General features: G+C 48.5%; 16 protein-coding genes. 9 read left to right on the top strand and 7 right to left on the bottom strand.

All coding sequences use genetic code 11. The features are described 5' to 3' along the window. Positions 1-54 precede the first annotated feature (54 nt). The 8 genes from BACHE_RS05690 (at position 55) to BACHE_RS05725 (ending at position 14,095) form a co-directional block, all read left to right on the top strand. Positions 55-897 (top strand): peptidylprolyl isomerase, encoded by an 843-nt coding sequence (locus BACHE_RS05690; protein WP_013546733.1) that lies wholly within the window; start codon positions 55-57, stop codon positions 895-897. Continuing rightward, complete coding sequence (locus tag BACHE_RS05695) at positions 887-2,122, top strand: M16 family metallopeptidase (protein WP_013546734.1); 1,236 nt, start codon at positions 887-889, stop codon at positions 2,120-2,122. Before BACHE_RS05690 ends, BACHE_RS05695 begins: the two co-directional genes overlap by 11 nt. 4 nt (positions 2,123-2,126) lie before the next feature. Beyond that, complete coding sequence (locus tag BACHE_RS05700; protein WP_013546735.1) at positions 2,127-3,473, top strand: MATE family efflux transporter; 1,347 nt, start codon at positions 2,127-2,129, stop codon at positions 3,471-3,473. A 27-nt stretch (positions 3,474-3,500) separates the two neighbouring features. Continuing rightward, a complete protein-coding gene (locus BACHE_RS05705) occupies positions 3,501-5,735 on the top strand; it encodes an ATP-binding response regulator (protein ID WP_013546736.1) in 2,235 nt (744 codons plus the stop codon). Between the two features lie 42 nt (positions 5,736-5,777). Continuing rightward, positions 5,778-5,957 carry a hypothetical protein gene (locus tag BACHE_RS05710; protein ID WP_041579228.1) on the top strand — a complete coding sequence of 60 codons (180 nt, stop codon included), beginning with the start codon at positions 5,778-5,780 and terminating at the stop codon, positions 5,955-5,957. An 87-nt stretch (positions 5,958-6,044) separates the two neighbouring features. After that, entirely contained in the window at positions 6,045-10,601 is a 4,557-nt protein-coding gene (locus BACHE_RS05715; RefSeq protein ID WP_013546737.1) for a translocation/assembly module TamB domain-containing protein, read from the top strand. Between the two features lie 103 nt (positions 10,602-10,704). Next, the gene (gene tamL, locus BACHE_RS05720) at positions 10,705-13,056 is read left to right on the top strand and encodes a translocation and assembly module lipoprotein TamL (RefSeq protein WP_013546738.1); all 2,352 of its coding nucleotides are present in this window, start codon (positions 10,705-10,707) and stop codon (positions 13,054-13,056) included. 127 nt (positions 13,057-13,183) lie between these two features. Next, positions 13,184-14,095 (top strand): nucleotidyltransferase family protein, encoded by a 912-nt coding sequence (locus BACHE_RS05725; RefSeq protein WP_013546739.1) that lies wholly within the window; start codon positions 13,184-13,186, stop codon positions 14,093-14,095. A 109-nt stretch (positions 14,096-14,204) separates the two neighbouring features. On the opposite strand, the gene BACHE_RS05730 is transcribed toward BACHE_RS05725, so the two are convergent. From BACHE_RS05730 to BACHE_RS05750, 5 genes are read right to left on the bottom strand one after another with little or no spacing between them, the layout of a single operon-like run. After that, a complete protein-coding gene (locus tag BACHE_RS05730) occupies positions 14,205-15,941 on the bottom strand; it encodes an ABC transporter ATP-binding protein (RefSeq protein WP_013546740.1) in 1,737 nt (578 codons plus the stop codon). Positions 15,942-15,954: 13 nt separating this feature from the next. Continuing rightward, complete coding sequence (locus BACHE_RS05735; RefSeq protein ID WP_013546741.1) at positions 15,955-17,082, bottom strand: nucleotidyltransferase domain-containing protein; 1,128 nt, start codon at positions 17,080-17,082, stop codon at positions 15,955-15,957. A 4-nt stretch (positions 17,083-17,086) separates the two neighbouring features. Continuing rightward, positions 17,087-17,353, bottom strand: coding sequence for a PqqD family protein (locus BACHE_RS05740; protein WP_013546742.1), 267 nt, complete (start codon positions 17,351-17,353; stop codon positions 17,087-17,089). A 26-nt stretch (positions 17,354-17,379) separates the two neighbouring features. Beyond that, positions 17,380-17,820 carry a hypothetical protein gene (locus BACHE_RS05745; protein WP_013546743.1) on the bottom strand — a complete coding sequence of 147 codons (441 nt, stop codon included), beginning with the start codon at positions 17,818-17,820 and terminating at the stop codon, positions 17,380-17,382. 27 nt (positions 17,821-17,847) lie between these two features. Next, the gene (locus BACHE_RS05750) at positions 17,848-18,798 is read right to left on the bottom strand and encodes a hypothetical protein (RefSeq protein ID WP_013546744.1); all 951 of its coding nucleotides are present in this window, start codon (positions 18,796-18,798) and stop codon (positions 17,848-17,850) included. A gap of 269 nt (positions 18,799-19,067) precedes the next feature. On the opposite strand from BACHE_RS05750, the gene BACHE_RS05755 reads away from it, so the two are divergent. Continuing rightward, a complete protein-coding gene (locus BACHE_RS05755; protein WP_013546745.1) occupies positions 19,068-20,264 on the top strand; it encodes an ATP-binding protein in 1,197 nt (398 codons plus the stop codon). 152 nt (positions 20,265-20,416) lie between these two features. On the opposite strand, the gene BACHE_RS05760 is transcribed toward BACHE_RS05755, so the two are convergent. Together BACHE_RS05760 and BACHE_RS05765 are read right to left on the bottom strand one after the other, a co-directional pair. Further along, positions 20,417-23,686 (bottom strand): fimbrillin family protein, encoded by a 3,270-nt coding sequence (locus BACHE_RS05760; RefSeq protein WP_013546746.1) that lies wholly within the window; start codon positions 23,684-23,686, stop codon positions 20,417-20,419. A gap of 12 nt (positions 23,687-23,698) precedes the next feature. Then, positions 23,699-23,911, bottom strand: a complete 213-nt coding sequence (locus tag BACHE_RS05765) for a hypothetical protein (protein WP_013546747.1) — start codon at positions 23,909-23,911, stop codon at positions 23,699-23,701. Between the last annotated feature and the right edge of the window lie 428 nt (positions 23,912-24,339).

Genomic DNA, 24,339 nt, shown 5'->3' on the forward strand with positions numbered 1-24,339 from the left:
CGGTTTTGCCTGAAAATCGTATATTTGCAGGCTTAAATTAAACAAAAAAGGAAGATGAAGAGAAATTTCGTAGTATTATTAACTATACTGATTTGTGGCCTGACCGGTTGTAAATCGGGACAAAAGAAAGATGGAAATATGGAAAGAGAAACAATGTTGAAAATTGAAACAAGTGTCGGTGATGTCATCGTGAAACTGTATAATGAAACTCCCAAACATCGTGACAATTTCATTAAGTTGGCAGAAGAAGGAGTATATGAAGGCACATTATTTCACCGCGTGATTAAGGATTTTATGATACAGGCAGGTGATCCCGAATCAAAAAATGCTCCTAAAGGTAAGATGTTGGGGGCCGGTGATGTTGGTTATACTCTCCCGGCGGAATTTGTTTATCCGAAGTATTTTCATAAAAAGGGAGCTTTGTCTGCTGCACGTCAGGGAGATAATGTGAATCCGAAAAAAGAATCATCCGGCTGTCAGTTCTATATCGTAACGGGGAAAGTGTACAGTGATTCCACTTTGCTGGGCATGGAGCAACAGATGAATCAAATGCGTCTGAATAATGCCTTTCAGGCATTGGCTCAGAAGCATACGAAGGAAATTTACAAGATGCGTAAGGCCGGTGACCAAGATGGATTGATGAACCTGCAAGATTCGTTGATTGCGCAGGCTGAGGCTCAGGTTGCCGGAGAGCCGGAATTCCGTTTCACTCCGGAGCAGGTGAAAGCCTACACCACAGTTGGTGGTACTCCTCATCTGGATGGAGAATATACCGTGTTCGGTGAAGTGATAGAGGGAATGGAGGTTGTTGATCGGATTCAGAAGATGAAAACCGACCGTAGTGATCGTCCGGAAGAAGATGTTGTAATAAAGAAGGTGACTGTCATTGAAGATTAATAAAAAGACGTTGGACAACGGTTTGCGGCTGGTACATCATCAAGACGGCAGCACGCAAATGGTTGCACTGAATATTGTTTATGATGTGGGTGCTCGTGACGAGCATCCCGATCATACGGGTTTTGCCCATTTGTTCGAGCATCTGATGTTCGGTGGTTCTGTAAATGTCCCGGATTATGATGCTCCTTTGCAGTTGGCAGGTGGAGAAAATAATGCATGGACCAACAATGATATCACCAACTATTACCTCACAGTCCCCAAGCCGAATGTGGAAACGGGTTTCTGGTTGGAGTCCGACCGCATGCTGGAACTTGCTTTTGATGAGCAGAGCCTCGAAGTACAGCGTGGAGTGGTGATGGAAGAATTCAAACAGCGTTGTCTGAATCAGCCTTATGGAGATGTGGGGCATCTTTTGCGCCCTTTGGCATATAAAGTGCATCCTTATCGTTGGCCGACTATCGGCAAGGAGCTTTCACATATTGCCAATGCTACGTTGGATGAGGTAAAATCATTCTTTTATCGTTTTTACGCACCGAATAATGCAGTGCTGGCTGTTACCGGAGACATCTCATGGGAGGAAACCGTCAGGCTGACCGAAAAATGGTTTGCACCCGTTCCACGGAGAAACGTTCCTTTGAGGCAATTGCCTTGTGAGCCGATACAGACGGAAGAATACCGCCTGGTTGCAGAGCGCAATGTTCCGCTTGATGCCTTGTTCATGGCTTACCACATGTGTAGCCGTGAGAATCCCGATTATTACGCATTTGATATTCTTTCGGATATTCTCAGCAATGGGCGATCCAGCCGTTTGAACCGCCGTTTGGTGCAGGAACTGAATATTTTTTCCAGTCTGGATGCTTATATTTCGGGTACGCGGGATGCAGGTTTGCTGCATATCAGTGGTAAACCGGCAGCAGGGGTATCATTGGAGCAGGCAGAAGCGGCGGTGCGGAATGAACTGGATAGACTGAAAAACTCTCTTGTAGAGCCGCAGGAGCTGGAGAAGGTTAAGAATAAGTTTGAATCCACACAGATATTCGGAAATATCAATTATCTGAATGTTGCTACAAATCTTGCATGGTATGAATTGACCGGACAAGCCGAGGACATTGACCGTGAAGTGGATAATTACCGTTCTGTGACGGCAGAACAACTTCACACGGTGGCGCAGCAGACTTTCCGTGAGGAAAACAGTGCAGTATTGTATTATAAAAAACAGAATTGAATCTATGAGGACTTTCTACGAATCATATAAGCGGCATTATAAGGCTTTGTTCCTTTTGGGGCTTCCCATTGTTATCGGACAGGTCGGTGTCATTGTACTTGGATTTGCAGATACGCTTATGATCGGACATCACAGCACCGAGGAGTTGGCGGCTGCGTCTTTTGTAAATAATGTATTTACTCTTTGCATCATTTTCAGCACAGGCTTCAGCTATGGGCTGACTCCTGTCGTGGGTGGCTTTTATGGCAACCGTCGTTTTGCCGAGGCAGGTCAGGCATTGCGCTCCAGTCTGGTAGCCAATGTGTTGGTGGCATTGTTGCTGACCTTCATCATGACGGCTGTATATTTCAATGTTGATCGTCTGGGGCAGCCTGAGGAACTGATGCCTCTGATAAGGCCCTACTTTTTGGTATTACTTGCTTCGTTGGTATTTGTCATGTTGTTCAATGGTTTCAAACAATTTACGGACGGTATTACCGATACCAAAACGGCTATGTGGATATTACTGGGCGGAAATGCACTTAATATTGCCGGCAATTATATCCTTATCAATGGTAAGCTGGGATTTCCTGAACTTGGTTTGCTTGGTGCGGGCATCAGTACACTGTTTTCCCGTATTGTCATGGTTGTGGTGTTTGCGCTGATTGTTCTTCGTGGTCGCCGTTTTATCCGTTACCGTATAGGCTTCTTTCGTTTGGGATGGTCACAGCCGCTTTTCAGGCAGCTTAATGCTTTGGGATGGCCTGTCGGTTTGCAGATGGGGATGGAAACGGCTTCTTTCAGTTTAAGTGCCATCATGGTGGGATGGTTGGGTACTATTGCCTTGGCGTCACATCAGGTTATGCTTACCATTTCGCAGTTCACCTTCATGATGTATTATGGCATGGGGGCGGCGGTAGCTGTCCGTGTGAGTAATTTCAAGGGGCAGGGTGACATGCAGAATGCACGCCGATCGGCATTTGCCGGTTTCCATCTGATGCTTTGTATGGAAATGGTATTGCTTAGCATCGTCTTCTCTTTGCGCGATCAAATGGGAGGCTGGTTTACCGATAGTGCGGAGGTGACTGCGGCGGTGTCGGCATTATTCTTTCCTTTCCTTATTTACCAGTTTGGTGACGGTTTGCAAATTAATTTTGCTAATGCGTTGCGTGGTATCTCTGATGTGAAACCTATGATGGTCATAGCATTCATATCTTATTTTATTATATCTTTGCCCGTAGGATACCTTTGCGGTTTCGTATTAGGCTGGGGATTGGTCGGCGTATGGATGGCGTTCCCGTTTGGTCTGACCAGTGCCGGTCTGATGCTGTGGCTGCGGTTCCGCTATAAAACCAGACAAAGAATGTGTTAGAGGAAGCCTTTACCGCCTTGTATAGTTATGAATAGTGTCTCTAAAGTTAAGATTGCCGCAGGATATACTTTGTTGCTTGCGGTTATGTTTTCTTCCCTTTTCTTCGTGCATCGGGAAATGGAAAACCTTATGCTTTCCGATGACAGGGATATACAATGGACGGACAGTCTGCTCACCCTTTTGCGGGAGAAAGACACCAATACTATCCGCATGTTGCGTACGTTGAGCGAGGCGAACGACAGCATGGTCTCTACCAGTGACATTGAGCATATCATAGCTCAGCAGGATTCGGCTGTTGCCCGGCAGCGTGTGCAGCACCGCATTATTACCCATCGTGACACAGTGGTTACGCGTCCTAAAAAGAAAGGCTTCTTCCGTCGTTTGGGTGAGGTCTTCGCACCTCCGAAGAAAGATACGGCTATCCAGGTAAAGACCTCCCTTGAATTTGCCACCGACACGGTTATTGCGCCTTATAATCCGGCGGACTCCCTGCATGAGAAGTTGCGTGCTGTGACTCAGCAAAAGAAGGCGGTGAATACGGTTGTGCAACGGCGTAAGCTTAGGCTGCAACGCCTTGATCATGTGCTGACAGCACGCATAGACAGCCTGCTGAAAGATTATGAAACCGAAACCTTGTCGCGTGCACGGCAAGAGGCGGAATATCAGCAGACAGTACGCCACCGTTCTGCCCGCATTATCGGAGGCATTGCCGTGGGAGCTTTATTACTGTCGGCGTTCTTCCTCATTGTTATAGGGCGGGATGTCACCCGCAGCAACCGATATCGCCGTGAGTTGGAGGAGGCACGCCACCGGGCTGAAAACCTGCTGGCGACACGCGAAAAGCTGATGCTTGCCATTACTCATGACTTTAAAGCTCCGCTTGGCTCTATCATGGGGTATGCCGACCTGCTTTCACGCCTCACGGTGGATGAACGCCAGCGCTTCTATCTGGATAATATGAAGACTTCTTCGGAACATTTATTGAAGCTGGTGGTTGATTTGCTTGATTTTCATCGTCTTGATCTTCATAAGGCGGAGGTAAACCGGGTTTCCTTTTACCCTTTCCGGCTGCTTGAAGAAATATGTGTCAGCTTTGAGCCGTTGACTTCTGCCAAAGGTTTGACATTGAAATATGAGTTTGCTCCTGAGCTGAACTCTACCTTTATATCCGATCCTCTGCGCTTGCGTCAGATTATCAATAACCTGTTTTCAAATGCCGTGAAATTTACGGATCAAGGCTGCATCACGATGGCGGCGCGTTATGAAAACAGAAGGCTTGTTGTGTCCATAGCAGATACCGGCAAAGGTATGGAGCCTGCCGACCGTGAGCGTATTTTCCAAGAGTTTACCCGTTTGCCCGGAGCACAGGGCAAAGAAGGATTTGGCCTTGGATTATCCATTGTCCGTATGCTGGTACAATTGCTTGAGGGAACGATTGAGGTGGACAGTGCTCCCGGCAAGGGGAGCACGTTTACATTAAGTGTCCCTATTTATCCCGTAAGGAGAGGAGATGATGAAGAAATGAATGGGAGGAATGAAGGGCCGGACTATGCCGCAGTGCCGCATGGCAACTCCTCACTGAAAAAAGTGCTTCTTATTGATGATGACCGCATACAGCTCACTTTTACTTCTGCAATGTTGTCCCAAAACGGCATTGCTTCTGTTTCCTGTTTGCAGGTGGATGAGTTGCTGGATGCCTTGCGTACAGAAACCTTTGATGTCCTTTTGTCCGACGTGCAGATGCCGGCTATCAACGGTTTCGATCTGCTGGATCTTCTTCGGGCCTCAAACATACCGCAAGCCCGTTCCATACCTGTGGTGGCAGTCACTGCCCGCAGTGATATGAAACGGGAAGAGTTCACAGAGCATGGTTTTGCCGGTTGTTTGCACAAGCCTTTCAGCATCCGCGATCTTTTTCGTGAGGTGGGTGGAGACTATGACTTTGCTATGCTTACCGCTTTTGCCGAGGACGACTCCGAAGCTGCGGAAGCTATCATGGAAAGTTTCGTTTCCGAGACTCGGCTTAATGCGGACAGGTTACGGAAAGCCATAGAGGCATGTGATATGAGCGAAATAGCTGCTGTTTCCCACAAGATGCTGCCGGTTTTTACGCTTCTCAAGGCGGTAGAGCTTACTGCCCTGCTGCGTGAGTTGGAAGAGTCCCGTGACTTGCCGTTTGCAGAACCTGTTTGCCGGAAGGCACAGGCGGCACTTTCGTGCATTGAAGATTTGTTGAAGATGGCTGCCGCCCGTCATTCTTGATTCCTGTTCTTTTGCAGGAAAGCTCAATATCCTGATTCACTTATGCTTATTTTGCCAATGCTTGCCAACGGCTTGGCAACACTTAGACGGCAAGTTGGCAAGGTGAACAAGATAAGGGGCATGAAGTGCTTCAGACTGACGATAAAGAGTAAGTCGGCTGAATACGATAATGATGTGATGCACATCGGGAGGCTGAAAAGGCAAAGCTGTTTAGGAGAATAATACTATTTTTATTCTTTTGGAACTATATGTCGCAAGAAATTGTTTACTTTGTAGGACATTTTAATATGATGACTGATTGATGTTCCGATGAGAAGAAGATGGCTGAAAATAGCACTTTGGGTGCTGCTTACTCCTATAATACTATTTGTCATATTGATGATATTGCTTTATGTGCCTCCCGTACAGAGCTTTATGCGGAAGCAGGCCACAGCGATGGCATCAGATGCTACGGGTATGAATATATCTGTGGAGCGTGTGGATCTCCGTTTTCCCTTGAACTTGCTGGTACGGGGCGTGTTGGTGGTTCAACCTGCCGGCAGGTCGGCAGGCGTGCAACATGCCGATACCTTGCTGAGCCTTGAAAGCCTGAACGTGCGTGTGCAGGCATGGCCGTTGCTGAAAGGCAGAGTGGAGGTTGATGATGTCACTTTGAAGCAGGCTACTGTCAATTCTTCCAATCTGGTGAAAGGTATGCGGATACAAGGTACGTTGGGGCGCTTCTTCCTTGAAAGTCATGGTATAGATCTGAATAGGGAAGAAGCCGTGCTAAACAGGATACAACTGAGCGACACCCATGTGCAGGTGCTGCTTGCCGACACCGCCGACACCCCTAACGATACTACTGAGAGTGCTTTGAACTGGAATGTCAGCCTTCATGTCTTGAAGTTGAAGAATGTTTCCGTTGATTTGCGGATGCCACTTGACTCCATGAACTTGAAGACACACATCGGTGATGCCGAGATTGCGGATGCGGAGGCTGACTTGAAGCAGCGGCTTTATGGTTGGAAGAAGTTTTTCCTTTCCGGTACTTCAGTCAATTATGATATCGGCAAGATGAATCCGGATATCGATACGGCCGTAAAAACTACCCGAGGTTTCAACGCTTCACATATTGCCTTGCGTGACATCCGGTTGGGCATTGACTCCGTGATGTGTTGCGGCAGAGACATGAACGCCGTAATTCATGAATGTTCCATGAACGAACGTTCCGGTTTGAGTGTCACTTCATTGACAGGGCGTTTGCTTGCCGACTCTGCCGTTATCCGTATTCCTTCCTTGAAGTTGCTCACTCCACATAGCGAGATGGACTTTACTGCACAGACCTATTGGAAACTGATAGATATACCGACTACAGGACATCTGACTGCCCGTTTCAATGCCCGTATCGGCAAACAGGACGTGTTGCTTTTTGCGGGAGAGTTGCCCGACACCTTTAAAGAGGCATACCCTTTCCGTCCGCTTGTCATCCATGCCGGTACAGAGGGTAATTTGAAGCAGATGCAGATTTCTCGTTTTACGGCTGATTTGCCCGGTGCTTTTTCTCTGAGTGGAGGCGGCGAGTTTTGGAATCTTACCGACAGCCTGAAGCGCAGTGGCAAGATGGATTTTGAAATGCAGACGCAGAACCTGAACTTTCTGACCGGGCTTGCCGATATTGCCCCCGATGGCTCTGTGATAGTGCCGGATAGCATGCAACTCGCCGCCCATGTAGGCATAGAAGGCTCACAGTGCACTGCCGATCTGAAAATAGCCGAGGGTGAGGGAGCCTTAGGCATGGATGCCTCTTATAATCTTGCCACCGAGGCTTATCACGCCAATCTTGATGTGACGGCTTTGCAGATGCACCATTTTCTGCCCAAAGACTCTGTTTATACTTTGACGGCCAGTGTTTCTGCCAAAGGAAAGGGGATAGATTTCACTTCCCGCAAGACTGTTGCCGCATTGGATGCCTCGTTGGAAAAATTGCAGTACGGACATTGGGATATCTCCGGCATAGATCTGCGTGCCGCGCTTAAATCGTCCGTAGCCACCGTCCATCTTGTCAGTAACAATGTCTTACTGAAAATGCGGGGTGATGCTGACATGCATCTTGACCGGAAATATCTGGACGGTACGGTGAATGTTGATGTGGAGGAAGTGGATTTACATAAACTGGGCTTCGCTCCCCGTCCCATGAAATATCCTTTTGCTTTCAGCCTGACGGCGGAAGCGCGTCGCGATTCCATCAGACTGAACCTTGATGCCGGAGATTTGGCTTTGCGGTTCCGTGCCCATAGTACTTTGAAGAAATTGCTGGCACAGTCGGACGAGTTTTCCGGGTTACTGATGAGGCAGATAGAAGAAAAACGCTTGGATCATGCCGCACTTCGCCGCTTGCTTCCTTCGGCGGATATGCAGTTGGCGGTGGGTAAGCAAAATCCTGCCAGTTATTTTCTGGCAACCAAGGATATCTCTTTCAATGATATGTCTCTACATTTCGGCTTTACTCCGGCGTACGGCATCAACGGACGCACTGCCGTCCATGGGTTGCGTGTGGACTCTTTGCAACTTGATACGATCTTCTTCACTGTGAGTCAGGATACCACGCGTATGAAGTTGCAGGGAGGTATTATTAACGGACCTAAAAATCCGCAATTCGTATTCCGAAGCACACTGACAGGAGAGATTCGGAATGAAGATGCCGAGCTGACTGTGGATTATACGGATGGAAAAGGACAGACTGGAGTGTTGCTCGGTCTTAATGCCCGTCCGCTGACCGGAGGACATGGAAAAGGGGACGGCATAATTCTGAACCTTATACCTGCCGAACCTATCATAGCTTTCCGTAAGTTCCGCTTTGTGGACAACAGTAACTGGATCTACCTTCATAAAAATATGCGGGTCTATGCCAATGTGGATATGGATAGTGACGATGGATTGTGTTTCCGTATGCAGTCTGATAAAAATGACACTGTCTCACTGCAGAATATGAACGTGGAGTTAAGCCGTCTCCGCCTGAGCGAACTGAGTAACGTGCTGCCTTATATGCCTCGGCTGACAGGCTTGTTTTCTGCAGAGGCCCAATACATACAGACAGCCACTTCTCTCCAGATCTCTGCGGAAGCCAATATTCAGAAATTGACTTACGAACGTCAGAAGGTAGGGGATGTCGGGCTGGGAGCCACTTGGTTGCCGGGTGACGGCGGCACTCATTATCTGAATACTTACTTCATGTATGAAGACAAGGAGGTATTGACTGCCGATGGTGTTCTGACCAAGAAGAACGGTAAGGACAGTCTGGAGGTCAATGCGAATTTTGAACACTTCCCGTTGCGGATTGCCAATGCTTTTGTGCCCGACCGGATGGTTTCCTTTACGGGAGATGTTGACGGAGGAATGCATGTTTACGGATCACCGGAAAAGCCGAAGATAGGAGGAGAGATCTCGTTGGATAGCGTGTCTGTTTATGCCCGTCAGGCAGGGGCGCGCTATTGGTTCGATAACCGCCCGTTGCGGATCAAGGACAATAAACTGATATTTGACAAGTTCGCCATTTATACCACCAGCAAGAATCCGTTTACGGTTGATGGTAACATTGACTTCCGCCATCTGGAGCGTCCTACCGCTAACCTTAATCTGCTGGCAGAGGATTATACTTTGCTGGATGCGCCCCGTACCCGCGAGAGTCTGGTTTACGGAAAAGTATTCGTTGACCTGCGTGCTACAGTGAAAGGGCCGCTTGACGCCTTGACCATGCGCGGAAACATGAACCTGCTTGGCAATACGAATGTGACTTATGTTCTGACTGATTCTCCTCTGACTGTGGATGACCGTCTTGACGGACTGGTTACTTTTACCTCCTTCAATGATACGGCTTCCGTCAAAGAGAATGATACACCTGCCATGTCTTTGGGAGGAATGGAAATGTACATGTCCGTCCATATTGACGATGCTGTCCGTCTCCGTGCCGACCTGAGTCCCGATCGCAGTAAGTATATCGAACTTGAAGGAGGCGGTGACTTGAACATGCAATATACGCCTCAAGGTGATATGAGCCTTACAGGGCGCTATACCCTGTCTGGTGGCATCATGAAGTATTCTTTGCCCATCATTCCCTTGAAGGAGTTTCAGTTCAATCCCGGCAGTTACGTAGATTGGCGGGGCAACGTTATGAATCCTGCCTTGAACCTGAAAGCTACCGAACGCGTGCGGGCTTCTGTTTCCGATGACGACGGAGACGGCTCCCGTATGGTGAACTTCGATGTATCTATTTCCATCAAGAACCGTCTGGAGTCACCGGAGCTGATATTCGATCTTGCTGCTCCCGATGATGCCACTGTCGAAAATGAGTTGCAGGCGATGGGGGCGGAAGAACGCAGCAAACAGGCCATCACGATGCTTGCCACCGGTATCTATCTGAACAAAAGCGGCAAGGGTGGAGGATTGACGATGGGAGCTGCATTGAATAGCGTACTTCAGAGCCAGATCAATTCTTTGGCCGGAAACATAAAAGGCGCGTCTTTCTCTGTGGGCATAGAAGACCGTAACTCTGCCGAGACGGGTGACAAACGTACGGATTACAGTTTCCGCTATTCACAACGCTTTTTCAATGACCGTGTGCAGATTATTATCGGAGGTAAGGTATCTACCGGCGCCAATGCTACGAATGATGCAGAATCATTTATCGACAATATTTCTCTGGAATACCGTCTGGATGTATCGGGAACGCGTTATGTACGTGTCTTCTACGATAAGAATTATGAGAGTGTTCTGGATGGTGAGATAACGGAAACGGGTGTAGGTCTTGTCCTTCGCAAGAAAATGGACCGTCTGGGAGAGCTGTTCATTTTCAAAAAGAAGAAGAAGAAAAGTGCAGGGGAGTAAGCAGTCTGTCCTTATCCGGAGAGGCATGGGATACAGGATGTGGCATCTCATAAGATATTGGGTATGAAATCATTTTGATAACTAAATAAGAATGCGGTAAAGAATGAGACGACTGATAATATACATTATAGGATTGGCGGTTTTGGCAGCTTGCTCTACTACAAAGCATCTGCCCGAAGGAGAAATTCTATATACCGGCCAGAAGCCAACGATCGTTGAAAACCGGAGCGCTACTTCAGTGGGCGAAACGGCTATGGAAGAAGTGGAGGCCGCGCTTGCCAAAGCACCGAACAATTCCCTGTTGGGCAGTTCGACCATACGTACTCCTTTTCCGGTGGGACTGTGGATATACAGCGGTTTTGCGAAATACGAGAAAGGATTTGGCAGATGGATATTCGACCATTTTGGTGCTACTCCGGTTCTTATGTCCTCCGTAAATCCGGAAATCCGTCGAAAGGCGGCTGCCAATTTGCTGCGTGATTACGGTTATTTCAACGGAACGGTTAATTACAAGACTTTTATTGATCCGAAAGATTCGCTGAAAGCCAAATTGCAATATACGGTGAATATGCGTAATCCTTATTTCATTGATACAGTGGTTTATCATGGATTTAGCGGCCGTACACTGCGAATTATGGAATCCTCGCGTCGCCGTTCGCTGATAAGCCCGGGCGAACAGTTCAACGTGACTGACCTTGATGGGGAGCGTACCCGCATCAGCACCTTGCTGCGCAATGTGGGATGCTATTATTTCCGTCCCGATTATTTGACGTATCAGGCAGACACCACTCAAATTCCCGGAGGGCATGTCGTCATGCGCATGATTCCTGTTCCGGGTATGCCGGCGGTAGCGGAGAAACCTTTTTATTTGGGCAACAGGGCGGTCTATCTTATGGGCAGGCAGGGGCAGCAGCCCAATGACAGCATGGACTACAAAGGGGTGCGTATCCATTATTACAACAAGCCGGAAGTTCGGCCCAATATGCTTTATCGCTGGCTGGACTATCAGGGGTATAGAAAGAAAAGCCAGGTGCAGGACAGTACCGGTATATCCCGTCGTCGTTCCATGCAGAATCTGTACAGCCTGCATAGGCAGACACGTGTTCAGGAGCGTCTGGCGAATGTAGGTATTTTCCGCTACGTCGAAATGCAATATACCCCGCGCGATACGAGCTTCGTTTCCGATACACTCGATCTGAATATATATGCGGCTCTTGATAAACTTTATGATGCTGAGTTTGATTTTAATGTCAAGATGAAGAGCAATAACCAGATGGGGCCCGGTGCTTCCTTTACGGTTACCAAGAACAATGTCTTTGGCGGTGGTGAAAGCTGGAACGTCAAGCTGGACGGTTCGTACGAATGGCAGACGGGCAAGGACCGTTCATCTTTGATGAACAGCTATGAACTGGGGATTTCTACTGCACTTATGTTTCCTCGCGTTGTATTCCCCCGCATGGGAAAACGCGAATACGACTTTCCGGCAACAACTACTTTTAAACTGTATGCCAACCAGTTGAACCGTGCCAAATATTACAAACTGCTGGCGTTTGGCGGAAACGCTACTTATGATTTCCAGCCTAAGCGTACTTCCAAACATAGCATCACTCCATTCAGGCTGACGTTCAATGTACTGCGTAATCCTACGGATGCTTTTAATCAACTGCAAGAAGAAAATCCTGCACTTTATATCAGCTTGCGTGACCAGTTTATTCCTGCCATGGAATATACCTACACGTATGATAACGCTTCCGTGCCGCGTAAGCGTAATCCTGTGTGGTGGCAGACAACGGTTGCTTCGGCGGGCAACATAACTTCTGCCATCTTCTGCATTTTCGGAGAGCCATTCGGCAAGAAGAGGAAGGAGTTGCTTGGTGTGCCTTTTGCCCAATTCCTGAAACTGAATTCGGAATTCCGCTATCACTATCGGATAGACAAGAACCAGATGATTGCATCGCGTATTGCGGGAGGAGTTATATGGTCATACGGCAACATGCAGGCTGCACCTTATACCGAACAGTTTTATATCGGCGGTGCAAACAGTGTCCGTGCCTTCAGTGTCCGAAGTGCCGGCCCCGGCGGTTATCCGCCTGCCGATGACAAGTTCGCTTTCATCGATCATGTAGGAGATATCCGTATGGAGGCCAATGTGGAATACCGCTTCCGCATTATCAGCGACCTGCATGGGGCAATCTTTCTGGATGCCGGTAATGTGTGGCTGATGCGCAAGGAAGAGGCCCGTCCGTATGGTGAGTTTACACTGAAGAACTTTCCGAAACAGGTTGCTCTGGGCACGGGAGTGGGTCTACGCTATGATATGGATTTCCTTGTGTTTCGTCTGGATTTGGGTATTGGCCTGCACAATCCGTATGAAACGGGTAAGTCGGGCTATTACAACATTCCGAGATTCAAAGACAGCATGGCGCTGCACTTCGCCATAGGCTATCCGTTCTGAAAAAACAGGCTTTTGGGAGATTTGCGACAAAGAATGGTCTGAATCTTTCCTTTAGAGGAAAGTTTTTTTCGTACATTTGCAGTTCTAATCAACAAATGGGTACACTAACCTTTTAATAATAACTGATATGAAACCAACTTTATTCTTATTGGCAGCCGGAATGGGCAGCCGTTATGGTGGCTTGAAGCAATTGGACGGACTGGGTCCTAATGGCGAAACTATTATGGATTATTCTATCTATGATGCTATCAATGCAGGATTCGGCAAGCTTGTTTTTGTAATCCGCAAAGACTTCGAACAGGATTTTCGTGACAAAATCATTTCAAAATACGAAGGTCATATCCCTTGCGAACTGGTGTTCCAGTCTATTGATGATCTTCCCGAAGGCTTTACTTGTCCTGAAGGTCGTACCAAACCTTGGGGAACCAACCATGCTGTGATGATGGGGGCCGACGTGATTAAGGAACCGTTTGCCGTTATCAACTGTGATGACTTCTACGGCCGTGATTCTTTTCAGGTAATGGGCAAGTTCCTTGCCGCATTGCCCGAAGGCTCGAAGAATGTTTACTCTATGGTAGGTTTTCGCATCGGCAATACGTTGAGCGATAGCGGTACTGTTTCCCGCGGACTCTGCGGAACGGATGCCAATAACCTGCTGACTTCCGTAGTAGAGCGCACCAAGATTCAACGTATGGATGGCGAAGTGAAATATATCGACGACAATGGTGAATGGGCGGCCACTCCCGAAACCACTCCGGTCAGCATGAACTTTTGGGGCTTTACTCCCGATTACTTCGCTTATAGCAAGGAGTTCTTCAAGACTTTCCTCAGCGATCCCAAGAATATGGAGAACCTGAAGAGCGAATTCTTCATTCCTTTGATGGTGGATAAACTGATTAATGACGGAACTTCTACTTGTGAGGTGCTTGATACCACAAGCAAGTGGTTTGGTGTGACTTATCCTGAAGATCGCCAAAGCGTGGTCGATAAGATTCAGGCATTGGTGGACGCCGGCGAGTATCCGGCAAAACTGTTCTAAGAGTTATCATCGGAAGATATAAATAAAGTCGCTTCAGCCTTGTTGAAGCGACTTTATTTATATCTTTTTACTTTCTTTCCCTTCTATCTTACTTATCGATGAGATAAGATTACAGCCGTATAACTGCCTCGCATGCTTCTGCCACTGCCGGGTGGTGAGTGACGAAGATAAATGTTTTGCCTGTGCAATCTCTGCGCAGGTTTTTTATTAGCGTCTGTTCCGTATCGGGGTCAAGGGCAGAGGTGGCTTCGTCCAGCAGCAGGATGTGTCCGGGGCGCAGCAGGGCGCGGGCTATGGCGATGCGCTGGGCTTGTCCTTCGCTGAGCCCGCCGCCTTGTTCGTTAAGCGGAGAGTCGATGCCGTCCGGAAGGTGGAATACGAAGTCGGCGGTGGCGGTGCGCAGTGCCCGGTGCATGGCAGCCTCGGAGGCTTGCGGATTTCCCATCAGCAGGTTGTCGCGGATAGTGCCGCTGAAGAGTGTGTTGCCTTGCGGAACATACACAAAGTTCCTGCGGGTTTGCGGAGAGACGGGGTGATTGTAAAGGTCACCTTTAGCAGCCTCAAGGTCACCTTTAGTGTTCTCAAGTTGAGGTTTAGGAAGCTCAAGTGTAGCTTTGTCATTTTCATGTGCAGGTTTGGCGTTCTCCGGTGCAGGTTGTGCGGATGTAAGCAGAATCTTTCCCTCTTGCGGCGTGGCCAGTGCAAGCAGCAACCGGATAAGGGTGGTCTTTCCCCGTCCCGTTTCGCCGACAACGGCCGTGCAACTTCCGGCGGGAAAGGAACAGGAAAAACTGCTGAACACCGGGCGGTCACCGGGGGTATAACCGAAGGTGACATTTCTCAGTTCCAGTGCCGGGGTGGAAGCAAAGAAGATGCTGTCTCCATTCGCTTCTGCGGGTAGCTTTTCCAGTTCCAGCAATCTGTCTATGGCTGTGAGGGCATTGATTACGGAAGGTATCAGGCGTGAAAGGTCGAGAACGGGGCGTTGCACCTTTCCTACCAATTGCAAGAAAGCGGTCATCGTGCCGAAGGTGATGCTGCCTGTGCTGAGGCGGACGGCTCCCCATAGAAACGCAGTGAGATATCCTCCGGAGAAGGCGAAAGCCACCAGCATGCGGGCGGATAACGAAAAGCGGGTGCGTCCCATGATCTGGTTGCGGAGCATGTCCTGCAAATCATCCAGTTTGCCAAGATGTCGGTCGCTTTGCTCCAGGGTCTTTATTACCGTGCGGTGTTGCAGACTTTCTTGTATGACAGACTGGATGCGGCTGTCGCTGTGCCGGATGTCGTGTGTGTAGCGGCGCATGCGGTGCATGTAGAATCTGCTTCCCAGCAAGAAAACGGGGAGGATGGCCGCAATGAGCCAGGGCAGTGAAGAATCCAGAAAACAGAAAAACAGGAATGCCGCTACCAGTTGCACGCCCGTGACGATAAATGCCGGTATGGAGGAGGTGAGCAGTGTGACGATGGCTGAGGTGTCTTGCTCCACGCGGTTCACGATGTCTCCCGTGTGAAAGCGTTCCAGCTCATTCCACCGGCTTTGCAGCAGCCGGGAGAATAACCGGTGTCGCAGGGCGTTGCCTGTTTCTGTCTGCATGCGGGTGCTGATCCATGTATCTGCCGCACTGCACAGCAGTTGTCCCATCAGCAGCACAATGATAAAGATGGCTGCATGTATCAGACTGCCGGGCACAACTCCGGTGGCGATGTCTATCACCTGCTTGGAAGCGTAGATGAAGGCCAGTGCGAAAGCTACCCCCGCAACTCCGGTGAGGCAATTCAGCAGAATACGTCTGCGTTGTCCGGCAGAGACTTCCCATATATATTTCAGTTTTTCTGTCTGCATGCTGCTTGTTCTGTCAGTTTTTGCTTCCTTGTCCTTGACTGTTCTTACCCTTCAGCCTGTTTATCTGTATGACTATCGTTCCTTTTATCAGGTTCACCGGATACCAGAAAGCTTCGACCGGGGCAAATTGGCGAAGTTCGTTGCAGCGCCGGGCGGCACGGCAGAAGGTGTGCCATTTTCCTGCCCAATAACCTTTGGGACGTGGTTTGATACGTGCGTCGTGCTGTCCGAAGTTGCCGGTGGCAAGGATGTCTTCCAGCAGCTTTTCACCCGGTTGTTTGATGTCTTCCAGGGGGAAAGGCAGGAGACCGGCGGGCAATCCGAGGCGGGTGACGGCAATATATCCGAAGGATTGCGCGGCACGCAGCAGTCCGAGGTCTTGCAACTGGCGGAGCAGGATGGAGGCGTCTATTTCCTTGTGTCTCTTGGCGAGCAGGCAAGTCCAGTCGCACACCTGCCGCAGTCCGATGCCGCTGTTCAAGAAATGGATGAAGGCATGCAGGAAGATGTAGAGTGCATTGAACGTGGCGGGCGGCAGTGGCATGTCGTAGCCGCTTTCCGTTCCGTCGGGATACCATTCGTGGATTATTTTCCGGAGGCGGCGGTCGGCAAGCGGATTGTTCAGATGGAGGATGATGCGGTGGTTCTCGATGTGTACGCCTTTCAGGTTATAGCTGGCATGCTTTTCAGAGGCCTCTCCTTCTACGGTGGCTCCCTGTTCCAGCAGAATACGGTTGGCGGTGAGTTGCCCTTCTTTCCCTATATAGATGTCGATGTCTCCGCATTGCCGGTGCATCGGATTTCGATAGTTCGTGCCGATACCTTGACCTTTCAGTAAGACAGGATGCAGTCCGGCATTACTGTAAAGGGTATTCAGTTCGGGCAGGAGGCGGTTGAGGCGTTCGTTTGCCTGTTCTATTTGGGCTGTTCTTGCCGCCCATTGCAGGTATAGCGGGCGTGGCGGGCGCAGTTCATCGGGCAGCAGACTGACTCCGTCGAAAGCAATGGCAAGCAGAGCTTGTGCTTGTGCCATGCGGTAGAGTGTCTGCCAGTCGTTTGCGGATAGTGGCCGGAAAAGGGCTTCGTCAGGGAGAGTTCCCCAGAGGCCGGAACGTACTAATGAAAAGAATGCGTGCTGCATGGTCTTATTGTATTACTCCGGCTTCTTTCAGTCCTGCGATGAAACTTTCGGCATCCTGTTGCGCCTGCTTCTGGGAAACGTCGTAATGTTCCGTCAATAGCTGCACTATCTTTTCCGTGTCGAATTCCCGGTTTCCTACGTTGTCCCATAGCATGGCGGCGGTGGGGTTCAGGTTGAGGATATGGTTGAAGTCCACGTTTGAGGAGCCGTCTTGCATCACGATGCATTCGTCGCCTATCTTGTGTAGAAAAAGTCCTTCTTTGATTTTCATTGTTCTGTTGCTTTTATGATTAGTTATTAGATTCTTCTGAATATTGCCAGCAGCCAGCGGCGCAGGGGGGTGAGCTTTATCCACCAGCGGGAGTAGCGCTTCCACACCTTGCCGTCGGCGGGGTAGTGCTTTCCTTTCCGCACGGCTTCCGTCATCAGTCCCATTACGTTGTCGATGGAGACTTCTTCTGTCTGCGTCAGGTTGCCGTCGCCTTGCAGGGTCAGCAGGTCGCCGTTGCGACGGATGATGCGGTGGAACACGATGCGTCCTGTGGTGTCTCGTGCCAGTATGGAGACGCCCGGTTGCAGGTCGTCGGGGGTGAAGCCGCCTAAGGTTATCCGGTCGCGGCGGTCCACGAGAAACGGGTTCATGCTGTTTCCCCGCACGGTGATGGTTGCCGTATGTCCTTCGGCTATGAGGCGCGCCACTTCGGGAAGCAATATTTCGTTGGGGATGATTTTCTTCATTTCATTTGGTATCGGTTGCTTTCTATGTCACTTGTCATTCCCGGTCACTGCCTGCCCGCCTGCGGTGACAGTGTTCCGGCAGAGTTCTGCGGCTTCCCGGTTGGGCAGGCATTTCAGGCGGAATACGGGAGTGAGCGAGGCAAGGTCGGTGACGGTGGAAATAATCTCACGATATATCTCTTTGTCTTGTTTCAGGCAGGAGCAGGAAGGCAGCAGGTCGGCAAAGGCAGGTACGGTGCTTTCCCTTTTTATTTCGTTTTGCGGTGCTTGCTCCAGCCTTACGAATGCGCCTGCCGGGGCGGACTCTTGCAGGTAGCAAGGCGTTTTGCCACTCCATGGCGAACCATAGACAGTGACTTCTCCGGTAGAGGTATCTGCGTGTACTATCGGGTTGTCGTCATTCAACAGATGGCAGCCCGGAATGTGCTTCAGCCAAAGCGAGGTATGGGTACTTTTGCCCGTGCCGCTTTTTCCTAAGAAAAGGTAGCCTTTGCCGCCGGAGACGATGACTGAGGCATGCATCAGCAGTGTGTGGAGGCGGGCGGCGTTGAAGGCGTAGAGCATCATCAGGAAGTTGTTCAGCACGAAGCTGCTTGCGCTGCCCGGCATCGCGTCCTCTGTTTGGCAATCGGGCAGATGAACAGTGCATTGTCTGAAGCCGTGGCTGCATTCCATGCAATAGGCTTTTCCGCTGCTTCGCGGGGTGATGAATATAAGGTGGGCTTCGCCGGGCAGGGGGCGGATTGTGCAGTCGGCATCTTCCCAGTCGAAGCAGATGTCACCCTCCGTTTGCGGTGCTTCTTCTTCCGTCTTCATTTGCCTGTCGTCTATGGTGACGTTGAAGATGATTTCTTGGTTCGGGTTTGCCGGCACGGTGAAGGGAGCCAATGCGGGAATTGCCTCGGATAGCTTGATCGCAACATCCTTTTGAATGCGAAAGGTGTGGGGGCCTACCTGGTAATCTATCGGTTGTATCATATATTTTGATGTTGTCTGCCTCCTTAGAGGTTTTGGTGCAACGATAGGACAAAGATACTAAAAGTTCGGGTGAATGAAGCTGTTTCGGGGAAACTTCTCTGATACCGGGCGATATTATAGGCTATGAAATGCAAAAGTATGACTGCATTGTATTTTACAGAATACAATTTTGTGTTGTTTTTGTATTTTAGAGAATACAATTCTTCGATATTTTTGTATTTTAGAGAATACAATATTACCTTTGCATACAAATCAACAAGCGAAAGATTATGAGACAATTATTTGAAACTTTCTATCAGCTCATAGAACGGACTTCCACCGATTTTATACGCTATTTGTACTATGAAATCCATTGGGAGAGTCGGCTCGTAGGTATTACCGGTGCGCGGGGCACGGGCAAGACAACGCTTATGCTGCAATATATCAAAGAACACTATACGCCCGCCGATGGTGAAGCGCTCTATGTGTCTTTGGATAATATCTGGTTCGCCACTCACTCTTTACTTGATTTGGCAGACCATTTCTACAAGATGGGGGGGAAAGTATTGTTTCTGGATGAAGTACACAAATATGCCACTTGGTCTATTGAAATCAAAAATATCTATGACAGCTATCCGGATATGAAAGTGGTCTTTACGGGTTCTTCCATGCTGGAGATACACAAGGGAGAGGCTGATTTATCCAGACGTGCCGCTTTGTTCCATTTGTCCGGGTTGTCTTTTCGGGAATTTCTGGAGTTGGAATACCGGTATAAGGCAGAGCCGTTGTCGCTGACTGATGTGCTGACACGGCATGTGGAAATAGGCATGAGCATAGGGAAGACCCTGAAACCTCTCGTTGCTTTTAAGGATTATCTTTCATTCGGATATTTCCCTTTCTACCGGGAAGACCGTCCCCTCTATTACGAAAAGCTGCTTGCCACGCTCAATACGATTCTGGATGTTGACTTACCCGCCACAGAAAGGATAGATTACTACTCCATAGGCAGAATAAAGAAACTGTTTGCCATCTTGTCACAGCTTGTGCCCTGCATCCCCAATGTCTCGGCTTTGAGCAAGGAGTTGGGAGTGACTCGTATCAGCCTGCTGAATTACTTGTTCTATCTGCAAAAGGCACAGGCGTTATTGTTGCTTGACAAGGAAGCTTTCGGAATAAAGCAACTTGCCAAACCGGAGAAGATATATTTGGGCAATACGAACTATGCTTACGCGCTGGGCGGAGACCGGACAGACATAGGCAATGTTCGCGAAACCTTTTTCTTCAACCAAATGCGGATAAAGCATACGGTCACTTATTCTTCAAAAGTGGATTTCCTGGTGGACGGGGAGTATAGCTTTGAGATTGGCGGGAAAAACAAGACGCAGCAACAATTGGCGGGTGTGGAAAATGGCTATCTGGCTTTGGATAATATCGAAACCGGCTTCCGTAATGAGATTCCTCTCTGGCTGTTCGGACTGACGTATTGACGGAGTAGTCCGTCGAGGCTGAGACGGATAGCCGAAGCTAACGGTTTTGACAATGCTGTCCTCTCCAAAAAGAAAAGACCGTCCCGAATCTTTAAAGAAAGCGGAACGGTCTTTTGTTAGTTTGAAACTTCAGATATATGAATTTTCAATTATTACTTAATGATAAATTTATCACTCTCCGCTACTACTGCCTTGCCGTTTACGGTAATGTTTGTTGTGCCGTATTCGATAGCCGGGCTGTAAGATGAGGTGAATGTACTACTTGTAGTGTCATAGGTCAAGGTTACTCCCAGGTCTTTGGCGGCATTTGCACATACGTGCATTGCGGGGAATGAACTTGCGTATGTACCCGTTACCTCTGCTGTAACTTTTGTCATAGCTACTTTGGTGTAGTATTGGTAGGCTGTACTCTTATAGTTTCCTATAGTGAGAGCAGCAAAGGTTGCTTGGTTGCCTTCTGACCATGTTGTGAAATGGTGATTCTCTTTATGTGTATGCTCAAGGGTGGCATTAAGCGTAAACTTAGAATTTGTGATTGTATAGTCACCCCCGCGCAAGAAAGCAGCTTGGTGATTGCCTGAAAATTCACAATTCGTAATTGTTACTTTTGCCGGAACATTATTCATAAATCCTGTTTCTGTACCGATGAATTTAGAGTCGCTCAAGGTGATTATAGCATTTTGTCCGTAAGTCAATCCGCTGCCATTGATACTGGCATTCGTTGATATAGGGAAAAATTCCGCATGTATCTCTGATTTATTGATGACATTCAGCTTGACATTGGGACCCTGTGCCCACAAAGCGTAATTAGCACCTGACATGTATATCTTGTCAAGAGTCAAATCACCGTTTTCCTGGGCATATAACATTCCATCGCTACCACTTGCCTGTATTATGTTACCATTGCTGAATGTAGCTTTACCCTTAATATTGTTATTTGACTGATTTGTCAGTGTCAACGTCTTGGCATTCAAATTCATGTCAACTGTTTGCCCGTTTGCAATATTGATGTTGCCTATTGAGCAGTCGGCAGTCATATTTACTTTTACATTGGCGCCTGTTGCCAAGTAATTCAGCACAGCCGGGTCGGTGAACACACCGCCTTTGGCGAACGCTTTGCAATTCTGGCTATATACCTTTCCGTTCAGATTGCCGGCTGTCACACTCATGGAAATACCTGTGACGTTAGTGTCTTGCAAGTCTTTCTCATAAAGGGCATAAACACCTGTCAATGTACCACCTTTGATAGTGGCGTTGAGTTCCAAGTTGGTGGTATGTTGCGATACGGAAACGGCTGCGCCTACTATTGTTTTTCCGTTGCCATTCTTACCTTCACTGAAAGTGGTTGCTGTGCTCTCTATAGCACCGTTGCTTACAGTTAGCTTTCCTGCACGCATTTCGATACCGGAGTCGTATCCTTTGATGGTTCCGCCGTTGATGTTCAATATTCCAAATTGCGGATGATAGATACCGGTGGCTTCCAATTTGGTATCTGTTGCTGTGTTGGCAGAGGTGATAGTTCCGCCATTGATTGTAATCTCTGTATTGTGGCGTGTGCCGTTACCGCTGATACCGGCTTGGTAGCCTTTCAGCGTACCGCCGTTTACTATCAGTGTAGCAACGCCTGTATCTGCTTTCTCTATCGCATCTGTCATCTTCACGGCTGCATAGACGGTGGTGTTGCCATTGGCGTCGATGCTTCCGTTGCCTGTGGCGTCGTTGATGGTGAGCGTGGCCTTGCGGTTTACGATGATTAAGGCATCCTTGCTGACATAATCTGTCTCCGGGATTGTCAATTCGCCGCTTACAGGCTTGATGCTGTGTCCGTTCAAGTCGAGCACTACATCTTTCTTGATAACGATTGGCTTAGCCAGCGTCACGTCTGCGCTGAGCACGTATGTACCGCCATTCTTCGCAGCCATCATCAGGTCGTATTCGGCAGCGCTTATTACGGTAAAGCCCGTAGGGCTTGCGGGGATAGTAGCACCTTCTTCTTTAATGAGGAAAGGGGTATCGGTGAAATTGGTAGCTCTTTCTATGGCTGTAATCGTTCCGCCATTTTGCACTCTTACATTACCGCCTGCAACAATCAGTTTGCTTACCGTTACCTTATTCTTCACTACCAACGTATTGTTGGCTGTCTTGGCAGTGATGGTTCCGTAGGTGGTTCCTGCTGTTCCCGTTGCATCCAGTGCTACGGTGCTGCTGGGCATGGTAATCTTTAAGACAGGGGCAGTTGTTCCATCCGTTACCTGCGGAATAGCTACCGTCACTGTGTTTTTGGAAACTTCAGCCGAAGTAGCTGTTTCTGCGTTGCTGTCAGTAGCATCGGATATGACTAACGGTGCATTATCGCTTGTGGTAGGCACTGCCTCCAGAGATAGCCCGACATTGGATTTTTCGGTGACAGGAAGGGCGATGGTGCTGATGCCGCCGCTGGCGCTTGTATCAATCGTACTTGCCACTTTTACTTCGGTAGTAGTCTCCGTGGTCGGTGCGGTTGGTACAGCGGCACTGATTGCACTTTTAATTCCTTCATTGTTGCTTACCTCTGCGCCAATCGTTACAAATCCGAAAGCGGAAGTCAGCATGCCTGCGCGGGTCACTGTGATGTTGCTCCATTCTTTGGCAGCGGACAATGCTTTGTTGCTGTTATCGAATAATTGTGCGGACAACGTGGAGTAGCTTCCTGCGGGGATGGGGATGTAGAAATCGGTAGTTGCGGTAGTGGCTGTGCTAAAGTTCAGATTGACTGTAATTGTCTTGCCGGTATCGGTATTGGTGTCAGTAGATGATATAACCAAAACAGGAGCATCTTTACTCAAGTCTGCCGTGGCAGTACCTGCGATATTCTTGTCTGCCGTAATCACGAATTTCTTGGCTTCAGCCGCAATTCCCTTGCTGACACTCAGTTTCAGCAATCCTGCCAGATGCTTGAAGGAGATGTTGCTGCTGATGTCTGAGGCGGGCGCATACATCGGCCCGTTGCTTGCCGTAGTGTAGTCTATGGTTGCCGGAAGTTTCATAGTCACCGTGCTGTTATCCAGCTTCATGCCATCTTGGTAGGGATATACGGCGTAAGAGGTAGTGACATTTGCGTCCAGCGTGCCGCTGAATGTGGCGGTAGTGCTTTGACCGTCGGCAGTGGTTGCGGTGAACTGTGCTGCCGTCGTTGTGGTATTTTGTGAGGTATTTTGTGTGGTAGTGTAGAACAGTCCGAAGGCGTCATCCTTGTTCCAGACTACTTCATTTTTATCGTTCACCGAGGTACGTGTGTCGGCTCCTTCAAAAGAGGCTACGATAGTAGTGTTACCTTTCACTGCGGCTTGGTCCGCAAATTCGTCCTGGCTGCAACCTGCTGCCGCCAGTGCAACCGCTGCCATGCAGACAGTTGCCTTTAAAGAACTTTGTAGTTTCAACATAATTCTTCCTCCTTAATTTTCTACGGTTAAAATGTCGTTGATCATGTCTTCCAAGTCACTGCCGGATGCGGAGTTGTAGCTGCGGCTTCTTGTGGTGCTCATAGTACTGGGAGTGTAGCTTTCGGTTGAACCGCTGGCTGCAATAACGCCCTCATTTTCGATTCTGATTACTTCGATAGACGGAGCGATATAGGCTTCTCTACCGTTTTGCATGTTTTGTCTCATACACAAACTAATTTAAAGTTATACTATAAAAAAAACGTGAGTAACTATGATTGTATATTCTTTATTCAGGCCTTCGCAATGCCTTTTCCCTGAATATACAACAGCTACCCACGTCGTTTGTGTATATATCATCCCCTGATGGGGGAAATCCATATAAACATAGACGTGAGCATCCTTGTTGTTATCTTCAGGGAAATTTTCAAAGTTGCGAAGTTTGAATAAAGAAGATAATTCCCAATTATGCTCTTACTAAAATGTAATAAGCTCACTACGCTTTAGTGAACTTGCGGCAAATATAGTTATTAATTCTTTAATGTATCTTATAATCTTTCTGTTTTTTTTATTTTTATGTTGGCAGCGCATTCTGCAATACAATTTTAATCTTGCTTTCCGGAAAACCGGTTCCCTCCGGATCTATTTTTGAGAGA

This window comes from Bacteroides helcogenes P 36-108 (genome assembly GCF_000186225.1).
Classification (GTDB): Bacteria; Bacteroidota; Bacteroidia; order Bacteroidales; family Bacteroidaceae; genus Bacteroides; species Bacteroides helcogenes.